We start from the raw sequence: 232 nt of genomic DNA, 5'->3' as shown, positions 1-232 counted from the left end.
CCATGAGGGCCAGCGTCGGCGCCTTGGCGGAGGCCGAGGTGAAGGCCTTGGCGCGGCTCGCCTCGATGGTGTGGGGGCCGGCGTTGTCGGCGCGCACGAAGGCCTTGAGCAGGCCGGCGCGGTCGACCACCGAGGCGCTGACGTTGTAGCCCTTGGCCTGGCAGGCGGCGACGGCGGCGGTGGCCAGCTTCTGGGCGTCGGCGGTCGAGATATTGCTTTCGTTGAGCACGGC

Annotated in this window: 1 protein-coding gene; it reads right to left on the bottom strand. The window is 72.0% G+C overall.

The features are described 5' to 3' along the window. On the bottom strand, positions 1-232 hold a 232-nt coding region (locus tag SB751_RS35725; protein ID WP_410749697.1), incomplete at both ends, for a GlcG/HbpS family heme-binding protein.

This window comes from Cupriavidus sp. SIMBA_020, assembly GCF_046535395.1.
Classification (GTDB): Bacteria; Pseudomonadota; Gammaproteobacteria; order Burkholderiales; family Burkholderiaceae; genus Cupriavidus; species Cupriavidus campinensis.
The sequence above is the reverse complement of the archived record's forward strand: the minus strand, read 5'-3'. Positions and strand labels throughout refer to the sequence as shown.